Source organism: Aquitalea sp. LB_tupeE (genome assembly GCF_013391415.1).
In the GTDB taxonomy this organism is placed as follows: domain Bacteria; phylum Pseudomonadota; class Gammaproteobacteria; order Burkholderiales; family Chromobacteriaceae; genus Aquitalea.
The window spans coordinates 79,714-91,632 of record NZ_JACAXB010000042.1 but is presented as its reverse complement, the minus strand read 5'-3'; the positions used below and the strand labels follow the sequence as shown (position 1 = coordinate 91,632).

Below are 11,919 nucleotides of genomic sequence, written 5' to 3'. Positions count from 1 at the left end.
GGGTTAAAACAGCATGATTGAAGATTTGCGCACAAACGACAAGCAGAATGTGCCAGCGTCATGCTTTGCGAGTGCGGACAGGCAAGATGCTGTTGATATCCAGGCGCTGCGGGTGACAAGGCGGCATACAGTCTCTAAAATTGCGCCATTGCGCTATTCAGCCTTACAGGATCATGCCATGCCATCTTTTGATATTGTTTCCGAAGTCAATAAAGTAGAAGTACGCAACGCTGTCGAGCAAGCCAACAAGGAAGTATCCACCCGCTACGATTTCAAAGGCAGCGATTCCCGCATCGAGCAGACCGACAAGGACATCACCTTGTATGCCGACGCTGAATTCCAGCTGGATCAGGTCAACGATATCCTGGTCAACAAATTGTCCAAGCGCAGCGTGGATGTACGCAGCCTGGAGTATGGCAAGCTGGAAAAGGTCAGCGGCAACAAGGTGAAGAAAGTGCTGACCGTGAAGGAAGGCCTGGAAACCGAGATGGCCAAGAAGATTGTCAAGATCATCAAGGATGCCAAACTGAAAGTGCAGGCCAGCATCCAGGGCGAGGCAGTGCGCGTGTCCGGTGCCAAGCGCGATTTGCTGCAAGAATGCATTGCCCTGCTGCGCAAGGAAATCGCCGACGACAAGGAAAACGGTGTACCACTGCAGTTCAACAACTTCCGCGACTAAGCCTGTTTTCCTTTATGCAGAACCGGCCCATTGTGGCCGGTTTTGCTTTTGCAGGTCGTCCCTCCTACAATACGGCCCTTGTTGAATAGACAGCAACCTGAGTATCGGAATCAGCATGTTACGCATTACTGAATTGAAACTGCTGCTGGATCACAGCGAAGCAGAACTGAGCGATGCCATCGTGGCCTTTTTGGGTATCAAACCGACCGAGCTGAAAAGCTACACCGTGTTCAAGCGCAGCTATGATGCGCGTCGCGGTGTGATGAGCCTGGCCTACATCATCGACATGGAAGTGGAAGGCGAGGCCAAACTGTTGGCCCGCTTCAAGGGCAATGCCCATGTGCTGCCCACGCCGGATACCAGCTATCACTTTGTCACCCAGGCACCGGCCACGCTGCAGAAGCGCCCGCTGGTGGTGGGCTTCGGCCCCTGTGGCCTGCTGGCTGCACTGGTGCTGGCCCAGATGGGTTTCAAGCCCATCGTGCTGGAGCGCGGCAAGAAAGTGCGTGAGCGCACCAAGGATACCTGGGGCCTGTGGCGCAAGAATGTGTTGAACCCGGAATCCAACGTGCAGTTTGGTGAAGGCGGCGCCGGTACTTTCTCGGACGGCAAGCTGTACAGCCAGATCAAGGACCCGCGGCATCTGGGCCGCAAGGTGCTGACCGAGTTCGTGAAGGCCGGTGCGCCGGAAGAAATCCTGTTTATCGCCAAGCCGCACATTGGCACTTTCCGCCTGGTGAGCATGGTGGAAAAAATGCGCGCGGAAATCGAAGCCCTGGGTGGTGAAATCCGCTTCCAGCAACGCGTGACCGACCTGCATATCGACAATGGTCATATCCGCGGTGTGACGCTGGCTGATGGCAGCCAGATCGAGGCGGACCATGTCATTCTGGCGCTGGGTCACAGTGCGCGCGATACCTTCGAGATGCTGCACCAGCGTGGCGTGTTCATGGAAGCCAAGCCCTTCTCGGTCGGCTTCCGCATCGAGCACCCGCAAACCATGATCGACAAGGCGCGTTGGGGCAAGTATGCCGGCCACCCTATTCTGGGTGCTGCCGACTACAAGCTGGTGCATCACGCCAGCAATGGCCGTGCGGTATACAGCTTCTGTATGTGCCCGGGCGGCCAGGTGGTAGCAGCCACTTCGGAAGAGGGGCGCGTGGTGACCAATGGCATGAGCCAGTATTCACGTGCCGAGCGCAATGCCAACTCCGGCATGGTGGTGAGCATCAACCCGGAAGACTATCCGGGTGGCGCCTTGGCCGGCATTGCCTTCCAGCGTGCACTGGAAAGCCACGCCTATGTGCTGGGTGGCAGCACCTACGAAGCGCCGGCCCAACTGGTAGGCGACTTTCTGGCTGGGCGAGCCTCTACCGCGGTGGGTTCGGTGGAGCCTTCCTATCAGCCTGGCGTGCACTGGACCGATCTGTCCACCGCACTACCGGATTTTGCCATTGCCGCCATGCGCGAAGCCTTGCCGGAGTTCGGCAAGAAAATCCGTGGTTACGACATGCACGACGCCGTGTTGACCGGCGTAGAAACCCGCACCAGCTCGCCACTGCGTATTACCCGTGGTGAGGATTTGCAAAGCCTGAACGTGAAGGGTCTGTATCCGGCAGGGGAAGGAGCTGGTTATGCAGGTGGTATCCTGTCCGCCGGTGTGGATGGCATCCGTGTGGCCGAGGCAGTGGCATTGAATATGGCTGCTCAGGTCTGACAGCAGGTTTCATTGGTGGTCATGTCAGCAGACCCAGGGTCGCTGTGCGTGCTTAAGCTTCTTGCCCCGTATACATGTTGCACCAAGGCGCTTCCGCGGAAGCGCCTTTTTTATTGCCATTATGAATGTGGCTTGATGAATGGTGCTGGTTGATTGGGGGTGAATGTATTAAATAAGTTAGGAGCTATTCAACGTACTTAGATGATGGCCGTTTCTTCTGCAGATATTTTAACCTGTACTTAAGGCAGGCTATGCATTGTTTGGTGATGCTTGTAGCTGATGATGAGAGTGCTATAAGCAAGATATTTCCCGCCAAATGACTGAGGTGAGTGATGAAACTTTCATCAAGATTATTAATGGCTATTCTGGTTTCGTTATTTGCCATGCTGCTATTGGTGGTGATGGCGGTCAGTTTTGAAAAGATGGCTGATCGCAGATTGGATGATGCCTTGAATAACTTGCTTCCATCGGTCAATGATTTGAATGGCGCGGTTGATGCGTTTGTGGAAATGCGCATAGATGCTAACAAGACCTTGCTGGTTAATTCTGCCGATGAGCGCAAGAAATTACAGCAGCTGTTTCAGGCCTCGTCAGTACGGCTAAAGAAGTCATTAGATCAATATCAAAAAAATGATATATACGATGAAGAGGATAAGGAGCTTTTAATAAAAGACAAGAAAGTTTTTGATCAGTATGAGAAAACCACCCTGGCTGCTCTCGCTCTGGAAGATACGGAATCTGGTCGTGTGCTTGCCATTCCTCATTTTTTACATGGTGATGTCAAAAATGCTGCCGAGGCCTTCTTGCACGCTATTCGTGAGCATGTTGCTTACAATATGAAGATTGCTGAAGTCATTCAAAGGGAAGATCAATCAGCTTCTACGCGAGATGTGTTGGTGCTGTCATCTGTTGCTATCATTTCCTTTTTCCTGTTGATAGTCGTTTATTTAAATGTTTATCGGGCTATTGTTGGAGGCCTGGCTGAAATGAAGTCCGTTATTTATTTATTGAACAGGGACAAGAATCTGACAATGCGTCATGTCAGAAAGGGTAGGGATGAGGTTTGTGATGTGTTGGATTCGGTGAATGCCCTGATCGAGAATTTGCATCAGGACTTCGGCAAAATGGAAGCCAGTGCCAGAGCGGTGATGGATTCATCAAAAGATTTTAGCCAGTCAGCCCGCGAAGTGGCTCAGGCCTCCAGTCAGCAGAGTGAGGCTTCTGCCAGCATGGCTACTTCAATCGAACAAATGACGGTTGCGGTGAATCATATTGCCGAACGTACCGCCTATGCCCGCACGCTGGCTCAAGAGGCCGGGCAACTGGCAAACCAGGGTTCTGCCACCATTACCCAGACCATTCAGGACATTCGTGAAATTTCTCAGGCAGTAGAAAAGTCCGGGGTCAGTATCCGGGAGCTGGAAAACCATAGCAGTACAGTGAATGCCGTGGTGCTGGTGATCAAGGATATTGCTGACCAGACCAATCTGCTGGCCTTGAATGCGGCAATAGAGGCTGCCCGGGCAGGGGAGTTGGGGCGGGGATTTGCGGTGGTGGCGGACGAGGTGCGCAAGCTGGCGGAGCGTACATCGGTTTCCACGCAGGAAATCGCACAAACCATCCATGCCATGCGTGAAAAGTCGAGCCAGGCCACCGAGCAAATGAAAGTTGCCGAAGAATTGGCGCGCTTGGGTGTGTCCCGGGCTGATGATGCGGATCAGGCGATCAACAAGATTGGTGATGCTACGGTCAGCACGGTCAAAATGGTGGAGGAGATGGCGATTTCCATTGCCGAACAGGGACAGTCGGCCAACAGCATTGCCGGTCGTATTGAGCAGGTGGTGCAAATGGCAGAAGCATCTTCTGTCAGTGCAGCAGACGCTGCGCGTAATGCAGGTCAGTTGCTGACCTTGGCTGAAAGACAAATCGGCATCATCCAGCAATACACCTTGTAAGCCTGTACGTGACATGTGCAATAAAACAGGCCTTTGCCATCACTGGCAAAGGCCCGCATGTTTGCGACTGATGCTAAGGGTTTACAGCTTGATCAACGTACTCTTCAGTTCGGTGTATTTTTCCAGTGCATGCAGCGATTTGTCGCGGCCATTGCCCGATTGCTTGAAGCCGCCGAAGGGGAAGTTCATGTCACCGCCTTCGTCGTAGCAGTTTACCCATACCGTACCGGCACGCAGGCGACGCGAGACCTGATGCGCGGTGCTGACATTGGAAGTCCATACTGCGGCGGCCAGGCCGTATTCGGTGTCGTTGGCAATGCGGACGGCTTCGTCGATGGTATCGAAGGTGATGACGGACAATACCGGCCCGAAGATTTCCTCGCGGCAGGTGGTCATGTCCGGGCGCTGGCAATCAAAAGCGGTCGGCTCAATGAACAGGCCCTTGTCGGTATGGGCAGCCTTGCCGCCACAAATCAGGCCGGCACCTTCGCTGATGCCCTTGTCCACGTAGGACAGCACCTTGTCGTACTGGATTTTGTCCACGATAGCCCCCATGCTGGTGGTCGGGTCCAGCGGGTCGCCCGGGTACCAGCCTTCGGCAGCCTTCTTGAATTCAGCCAGGAATTGATCCTTCACCTTGCTGTGTACCAGTACGCGTGAACCGGCAGTGCACATTTCACCCATATTGAAGAAAATGCCACCGGCGGCAGTGCGGGCTGCCTTGGCGATGTCGGCGCAGTCTTCCAGTACGATATTGGGCGATTTGCCACCCAGCTCCAGCCACACGCGCTTGAGGTTGGATTGCGCGGCATAAGCGGCAATCAGCTTGCCCACACCGGTGGAGCCGGTGAACGCCAGGCAATCGACATCCATGTGCAGGGCCAGCGCCTTGCCGACCTCACCGGCACCCGGCAATACCTGGAAAATACCATCTGGAATACCGGCATCCTTGGCCAGCTGGGCCAGGCGAATGGCGGTAAGTGGCGATTTTTCCGACGGTTTGACGATGACGGCATTACCGGCAGCCAGTGCCGGGCCGAATTTCCAGCTGGCCATCAGGATGGGGAAGTTCCACGGCACCACCGCAGCCACTACACCAATGGCCTCACGGGTGACCAGGCCTACCAGCTTGGGGTCGACCGGGGCCACTTCGCCGCCGATCTTGTCGATGGCTTCGGCAAACCATTCCACACAATACGCCGCACCCGGGACGTCCACCGTGGTGGAGTCGCCAATCGGCTTGCCCATGTCCAGGGTTTCCAGCAGGGCCAGCTCGTCACCGTGTTCGCGAATCAGCGCAGCAAAACGCTTGAGGATTTTGCCACGTGCCAGCGGTGACAGTTCGGACCATGCACCCGACTCAAAAGCGGCACGGGCTGCCTTGACCGCTGCATTCACCTCTGCCTCGCCACACCAGGCGATGTCCGCCAGCTTCTGGCCGTTGGCCGGGTTGATGCAGTCAAAGGTTTTGCCATCGGCGGCGCTGGTGTAGGCACCGTTGATGAAGGCGCGGCCTTCGATATTGAGTTCGGCAGCAAACTGTTTCCACTGTGCATGGGTACGAGCCATTGGTGTTCTCCTGATGTTATGTGCGGTGATCCCGGTTGCTCGTGACTGGCAACCGTCAATCAGAATGTGGGCGGCGAGCTGGCGCTGACGATTTCACAGATCTCCTTGCCGGCATTGCGAAAACGGTGCGGCAGTTTGCTGTCGAAATAGTAAGAGTCGCCCGGACCCAGGACACGGGTTTCATTGTTGACCGTGAGTTCAATCGAACCGGCAATGACAACACCACCTTCCTGACCTTCATGCATCAGCATGTCAGGCCCGGTGTCGGCACCCGGTTCGTAATGTTCTTTCAGGATGGCAATGTCACGCCGTTCGTGCGCAGTGCCAACCAGCAGTAATTTGATTTGATCATTGCCCAGATTGGGTAAATCCTTGGCCTGATAGAACACGCGTGGCTGTTGCGGCTCTACATCAAAGGTAAAGAATTCGGCCAGGGTCATGGGCATGCCTTCCAGCACTTTCTTCAAGGAGCTGATCGACGGGCTGACGCGATTTTGCTCGATCAGCGAGATCGTGCCGTTTGTCACGCCTGCCCGTTTGGCAAGCTCGCGTTGCGAGAGTCCGAAGCGCTCTCTGACCACTCTCAATCGTGCTCCAACATCCATCTGGCGGTTTCCATCTATGTTAAGAATTTTAGACGTTCCATCATACGGGTTTTTGATCGTATCCTGCATCTGTTGTTGCGTCGCAAAATCAAATTATTTTGCAAGTTTTCGAGTTTATAGCCAGAATCGACCCCATGAATCAAGTGCGCTGTGGATTTTTTTAAACATCTGCAACAGTATATTTGATCAAACCTTGGCTTGTTGCAAGAACCGTGGCATGCTGTTTCGTGCTGGTATCCTGCACGGTGACAACATACTTTCAGCTGCCCAGTTGTTTCGGCCCTTCACTGTGGTTGCGAGCCTGACTGTCCAGATGCGGTATGTCAGCACCACTCAGGCAAGGTGGGGTGGTGTGCTTGTTTTCACTGACGCAGCAAACTTGTTTCTTAAGGTGCAGCAGCAAGCGGTAGGGTAGTCACTGTCGGCATCCGCAAGGCGGATACTTAAATCGAGTAAACGAGGTCCTTATGCAGCAACCGATCATCGGCATTCCGTGTGACGTCAAACTGGTTAGCGGTTTGCCATTTCACGCGGTTGGCGAGAAATACATTGCAGCTGCCGCAGGTGGCGTTGGTGGTATCCCTGTGCTGATTCCGGCGCTGGGTGAAGATGCGCCACTGCGTGAATATCTCAAGTTTGTGGACGGCGTGCTGTTGCCAGGCTCGCTGTCCAATGTAGAGCCACATCGTTATGGCGGAGAAGCCAGCCGCCAGGGAACACTTCATGATCCGGCACGTGACGCAACCACGCTGCCGTTCATCGACCTTCTTCTGCAAGAAGGCATCCCGCTTCTGGGTATTTGCCGTGGTTTCCAGGAAATCAATGTTGCACTGGGCGGCGAACTTTTCCAGCACGTACAGGAAGAGCCAGGCTTTCGCGATCATCGCGAGCCGGATACTCAGAATCTGGATGAGATGTATGGTCTGGCACATGTCTTGCACCTGCAACCGGACAGCTTGCTCAAGAGCTGGCTGGGGCAGGATGAAGTCAAGGTGAACTCGCTGCACCAGCAAGGTATCAAACGTCTGGCCGACCGCCTGATTGCGGAAGGCGTGGCGGATGACGGGCTGGTGGAAGCATACCGGGTCAAGGATGCCAAAGGCTTTGCCTATGGCGCGCAGTGGCATCCGGAATGGAAATACTGGGAAAACCCGGTGTCCATGGCCATTTTCAACGCGTTCGGTGACGCTTGCCGCGCGCGTCGTGCCAGCCGCCAGGGCTGAGACGCACGTCATCCAGAGCCGGTTTACCGGCCACTATGGAAGTAGAGGAAAACATGAATCAAATCAATGATTGGCTGCGCGAACATCGCATCACGGAAGTCGAGTGCATCGTACCGGACATGACCGGCGTGGCACGCGGCAAGATTGTTCCCAAAGATAAATTTGTCTCCGACCCGGAAATGCGTCTTCCGGAAGCGGTGTTGATCCAGACTGTAACCGGCGACTATCCGGACGACAGCATGCTGGACCTGACCGACCCGGACATGGTGCTGACCCCGGATCCGAACTCCCTGCGCTTTGTGCCCTGGGCTGTCGACCCCACCGCCCAGCTGATTTATGACTGCTACCGTGCCGATGGCACACTGGTGGACGTGGCGCCGCGTAGCGTGCTCAAGCGCGTACTGGGCCTGTTTGACGAGCTGGGCTTCGAGCCGGTGCTGGCACCGGAAATGGAGTTCTACCTGATGTCGCCGAACCCGGATCCGGACATTCCCTTGTCCGCTCCGATCGGTCGTACCGGTCGTGCCGAATTCGGCCGCCGTTCTTACTCCATCGACGCGGTGAACGAATTCGACCCGCTGTTCGAAGATATCTACGACTACTGCCATGCGCAGAATCTGGAAGTGGACACGCTGATTCACGAAATCGGCACCGCCCAGATGGAAATCAACTTCCTGCATGGTAATCCGCTGGATCTGGCCGACCAGGTCTTCCTGTTCAAGCGTACCGTGCGCGAAGCGGCATTCCGCCACAATATGTACGCCACCTTCATGGCCAAGCCGATGGAAAACGAGCCGGGCTCGGCCATGCACATGCACCAGAGCCTGATCGACAAGAACACCGGCAAGAACGTGTTCACCAATGAAGATGGCAGCCCGTCCGACATCTTCTTCCACTTCATTGGCGGCATGCAGCACTACATTCCGGAAGTGATGCCGTTCTTTGCACCGTACGTGAACTCCTTCCGTCGCCTTAGCCCGTACACCGCGGCACCGACCAATGTGGAGTGGGGCTACGACAACCGTACCGTCGGCCTGCGCGTACCGCATTCTTCCCCGGCGGCCCGCCGTGTGGAAAACCGCGTACCTGGTGTGGATGTGAACCCGTACATTGCCATGGCCGCCACGCTGGCTTGTGGCTACCTGGGTATCGTCAACAAGATCAAGCCGCGCGAGCCGATGTCCACCGATGCTTACGAGCTGCCTTTCCAGTTCCCGCATGGTGCTGAAGAGTCGCTCAAGCGTCTGGCTGCCTGCCCGGACATTCCGGAAGTCATGGGCCCACACTTTGTGAAGATGTACCTGGGCATGAAGGAGAAGGAATTCTCCGAATACTTCCGCGTCATCAGCCCGTGGGAGCGCAAGTTCCTGCTCTTGCACGTATAAGCAGAAGATTCAGGTGAGTGCTGCCGGTCAGCGATGATCGGTAGCCGACATCCGGCATGCCGGATGTCGGGGTAGTGGCAGTTGCAACAGACAACGTGATCCCGCCGCCCGCAAGTCCGGGTCTGGCAAGGGATGCGTCGTGTTGCAGCCTGAGGCTGGCCGATTCCGGTCAGCCCAACAATAAGCCCCCAGAGGGCTGGAGAGATAGTAGAGAGGAAGCTTTTATGCAGAACCAACGTACTACGACCGAATGGCGCGAACTGGATGCAGCACACCATCTGCACCCGTTTACTGACACCAACTCGCTGAACCAGCAGGGTGCACGTGTCATCACCAAGGCAGAGGGTATTTTCCTGTTCGACTCCGAAGGGAACAAGATTCTCGACGGCATGGCCGGCCTGTGGTGTGTCAATATCGGTTATGGTCGCAAGGATCTGCCGGAAGTAGCCAAGCAGCAAATGGAGCAGCTGGCTTACTACAACACCTTCTTCAAGACCACGCATCCGGCGGTGGTGGAGCTGTCCCACCTGCTGTCCGAAGTGGCGCCGGAAGGCTTCAAGCATGTTTTCTACACTAACTCCGGCTCCGAATCCGTCGATACCATGATCCGCATGGTGCGTCGTTATTGGGATGTGAAGGGCAAGAAAGACAAGAAAACCCTGATCGGGCGCTGGAATGGCTATCACGGCTCCACCATCGGTGGCGCCAGCCTGGGTGGCATGACTTACATGCACGAGCAGGGCGATCTGCCGATTCCGGGTATCGTTCATGTTGAGCAGCCGTGGTGGTACAAGCATGGCAAAGACATGACGCCGGAAGAATTCGGCCTGGCTGCCGCCAAGTGGGTGGAAGACAAGATTCTGGAAGTCGGTGCCGACAAAGTGGCCGCCTTCGTGGGTGAACCCATCCAGGGCGCGGGAGGCGTGATTGTGCCGCCGTCCACCTACTGGCCGGAAATCCAGCGTATCTGTCAGAAGTACGACATCCTGCTGGTGGCCGATGAAGTCATCTGCGGTTTTGGTCGTACCGGCGAATGGTTTGGTCAGCAGGTATTCGGCTTCAAGCCGGACATCTTCACCACTGCCAAGGGTCTGTCCTCCGGCTATCAGCCGATTGGCGCGGTATTTGTCAACGATAAGGTGGCTACCACGCTGGCCGAAGGCGGTGACTTCAACCATGGCTTTACTTACTCAGGCCACCCGGTTGCCGCTGCCGTGGCACACGCCAACGTCAAGGCACTGCGTGACGAAGGCATTGTTGACCGTGTGAAGAACGACACCGGCCCCTATATGCAAAAGCGCTGGCGCGAAGTGTTCAGCCAGTTCGAGCATGTGGACGATGTGCGTGGTGTAGGCCTGATTCAGGCGTTTACCCTGGTAAAGAACAAGGCTACCCGCGAACTGTTCCCCGACTTTGGCGAAATCGGCACCATGTGCCGCGATATCTTCTTCAAGAACAACCTGATCATGCGTGCCTGCGGCGACCATATCGTATCGGCACCGCCGCTGGTGATCAGCAAGGAAGAAATTGACCAGATGCTGGAAACCGCCGCCAAGTGCATGGTGGAGTTTGAACAGCAACTGAAGGCGCGCGGTCTGGTTTGATCCGCCGCATGCCAATCTCGGTAACAGGCTACCTTCAGGTAGCCTGTTTTTTTATTTGCAGCACGGGTGGCAAGATGGCAGCCAGGCATAATCAGGGCTACAAAAGATAAAGACAGGCGCGCTGCAAGCAAGGCATGCCATGCTATTATTCGTGCTGTCATTGCCTTGTCAGGTGCTTGGTTGCTGGTGTAGCCGACAAGGAAAGCAGGCTGTGGCCTGATGTCTGTTCCGGTGGTGGCGGGGATGCCTGTGTCGGACAGCCCATGACGGAAAATCGAATCGCGATAATCACAATTACAGGATCAAACCAATGTTTGTCGGAATCGGCTACCTTCTTCTCCTCGGCTGCGTGCTGGGGGGCTTTGTTGCAGCAGGGGGTCATCTGGGGGCGCTGATGCAGCCTCTGGAAGTGGTCATGATTGCTGGTGCAGCTGCTGGCGCTTTTGTGGTTGCCAACGGTGGTGCACCGATGAAGGCCACCATCAAGGCGCTGCCCACTGTTTTCAAAGGCTCGCCCTACAACAAGGCCTTTTACATGGAGCTGTTCACCTTGCTGTTTGAAATCCTGTCCAAGGTGCGCAAGGAAGGTCTGATGTCGGTAGAAGCCGATGTGGAAAATCCGGAAGCCAGCCCGGTGTTCTCCAAGTATCCGGCGGTACTGCATGACCACCACGTTGTTGAGTTCATTTGTGACTATTTGCGCTTGATGGTGGGCGGTAACCTGAACGCCTTCGAAATCGAAAACCTGATGGATGTGGAAATCGAAACCCACCATCACGAAGGCGAAGTGCCGATCAGCGCCGTCAAGGGCCTGGCTGACGGCTTGCCAGCCTTCGGTATTGTGGCTGCGGTGATGGGGGTGGTGCATACCATGGAGTCGGTAGGCGCACCGCCATCCGAGCTGGGCATGCTGATTGCCCACGCGCTGGTGGGGACCTTCCTCGGTATTTTGCTGGCTTACGGCTTTGTGGCCCCGCTGGCCACCATTCTGGAACACAAGCTGGGTGATGGCACCCGCGTATTCCAGACCATCAAGGTGACCCTGCTGGCCAGCCTGAATGGCTACGCGCCCCAGGTTGCCGTGGAATTTGGCCGCAAGGTGCTGACTTCGACCGATCGTCCGTCCTTCAAGGAACTGGAAGACCACGTCAAGCAGGCCAAGAAATAAGCGTAACAGGGTTG

General features: G+C 55.6%; 9 protein-coding genes. 7 read left to right on the top strand and 2 right to left on the bottom strand.

What is annotated here, in order from left to right:
- Nucleotides 1–178 precede the first annotated feature (178 nt).
- The 3 genes from HWX34_RS20265 to HWX34_RS20255 all read left to right on the top strand — a co-directional run bounded on the left by HWX34_RS20265 (nt 179) and on the right by HWX34_RS20255 (nt 4,351).
- On the top strand, nt 179–679 hold the full coding sequence (locus tag HWX34_RS20265) for a YajQ family cyclic di-GMP-binding protein (RefSeq protein ID WP_178973975.1): 501 nt from the start codon (nt 179–181) through the stop codon (nt 677–679).
- Nucleotides 680–794: 115 nt separating this feature from the next.
- Nucleotides 795–2,396 carry an NAD(P)/FAD-dependent oxidoreductase gene (locus HWX34_RS20260; RefSeq protein WP_178973974.1) on the top strand — a complete coding sequence of 534 codons (1,602 nt, stop codon included), beginning with the start codon at nt 795–797 and terminating at the stop codon, nt 2,394–2,396.
- A gap of 332 nt (nt 2,397–2,728) precedes the next feature.
- Entirely contained in the window at nt 2,729–4,351 is a 1,623-nt protein-coding gene (locus HWX34_RS20255; RefSeq protein WP_178973973.1) for a methyl-accepting chemotaxis protein, read from the top strand.
- An 81-nt stretch (nt 4,352–4,432) separates the two neighbouring features.
- On the opposite strand, the gene HWX34_RS20250 is transcribed toward HWX34_RS20255, so the two are convergent.
- Both HWX34_RS20250 and HWX34_RS20245 read right to left on the bottom strand, forming a co-directional pair.
- Nucleotides 4,433–5,920, bottom strand: coding sequence for an aldehyde dehydrogenase (locus tag HWX34_RS20250; protein ID WP_178973972.1), 1,488 nt, complete (start codon nt 5,918–5,920; stop codon nt 4,433–4,435).
- 59 nt (nt 5,921–5,979) lie between these two features.
- Nucleotides 5,980–6,525: a cupin domain-containing protein gene (locus tag HWX34_RS20245; protein ID WP_178974001.1), complete on the bottom strand. Its 546-nt coding sequence runs from the start codon at nt 6,523–6,525 to the stop codon at nt 5,980–5,982.
- A 467-nt stretch (nt 6,526–6,992) separates the two neighbouring features.
- Between HWX34_RS20245 and HWX34_RS20240 the strand changes: the two genes are divergently transcribed.
- The 4 genes from HWX34_RS20240 to motA all read left to right on the top strand — a co-directional run bounded on the left by HWX34_RS20240 (nt 6,993) and on the right by motA (nt 11,905).
- Nucleotides 6,993–7,748: a gamma-glutamyl-gamma-aminobutyrate hydrolase family protein gene (locus tag HWX34_RS20240; RefSeq protein ID WP_131360723.1), complete on the top strand. Its 756-nt coding sequence runs from the start codon at nt 6,993–6,995 to the stop codon at nt 7,746–7,748.
- A gap of 53 nt (nt 7,749–7,801) precedes the next feature.
- Nucleotides 7,802–9,133, top strand: coding sequence for a glutamine synthetase family protein (locus HWX34_RS20235; protein WP_178973971.1), 1,332 nt, complete (start codon nt 7,802–7,804; stop codon nt 9,131–9,133).
- Nucleotides 9,134–9,357: 224 nt separating this feature from the next.
- The gene (locus HWX34_RS20230; protein ID WP_178973970.1) at nt 9,358–10,737 is read left to right on the top strand and encodes an aspartate aminotransferase family protein; all 1,380 of its coding nucleotides are present in this window, start codon (nt 9,358–9,360) and stop codon (nt 10,735–10,737) included.
- A gap of 310 nt (nt 10,738–11,047) precedes the next feature.
- Nucleotides 11,048–11,905 carry a flagellar motor stator protein MotA gene (motA, locus tag HWX34_RS20225; protein ID WP_045848622.1) on the top strand — a complete coding sequence of 286 codons (858 nt, stop codon included), beginning with the start codon at nt 11,048–11,050 and terminating at the stop codon, nt 11,903–11,905.
- Nucleotides 11,906–11,919: the final 14 nt, after the last annotated feature.

What these genes read in the sequence shown, in the direction of transcription:
- HWX34_RS20265 (WP_178973975.1), top strand. Translation starts at nt 179, where the DNA reads ATGCCATCTTTTGATATTGTTTCCGAAGTCAATAAAGTAGAAGTACGC.
- HWX34_RS20260 (WP_178973974.1), top strand. Translation starts at nt 795, where the DNA reads ATGTTACGCATTACTGAATTGAAACTGCTGCTGGATCACAGCGAAGCA.
- HWX34_RS20255 (WP_178973973.1), top strand. Translation starts at nt 2,729, where the DNA reads ATGAAACTTTCATCAAGATTATTAATGGCTATTCTGGTTTCGTTATTT.
- HWX34_RS20250 (WP_178973972.1), bottom strand. Translation starts at nt 5,920, where the DNA reads ATGGCTCGTACCCATGCACAGTGGAAACAGTTTGCTGCCGAACTCAAT.
- HWX34_RS20245 (WP_178974001.1), bottom strand. Translation starts at nt 6,525, where the DNA reads ATGGATGTTGGAGCACGATTGAGAGTGGTCAGAGAGCGCTTCGGACTC.
- HWX34_RS20240 (WP_131360723.1), top strand. Translation starts at nt 6,993, where the DNA reads ATGCAGCAACCGATCATCGGCATTCCGTGTGACGTCAAACTGGTTAGC.
- HWX34_RS20235 (WP_178973971.1), top strand. Translation starts at nt 7,802, where the DNA reads ATGAATCAAATCAATGATTGGCTGCGCGAACATCGCATCACGGAAGTC.
- HWX34_RS20230 (WP_178973970.1), top strand. Translation starts at nt 9,358, where the DNA reads ATGCAGAACCAACGTACTACGACCGAATGGCGCGAACTGGATGCAGCA.
- motA (WP_045848622.1), top strand. Translation starts at nt 11,048, where the DNA reads ATGTTTGTCGGAATCGGCTACCTTCTTCTCCTCGGCTGCGTGCTGGGG.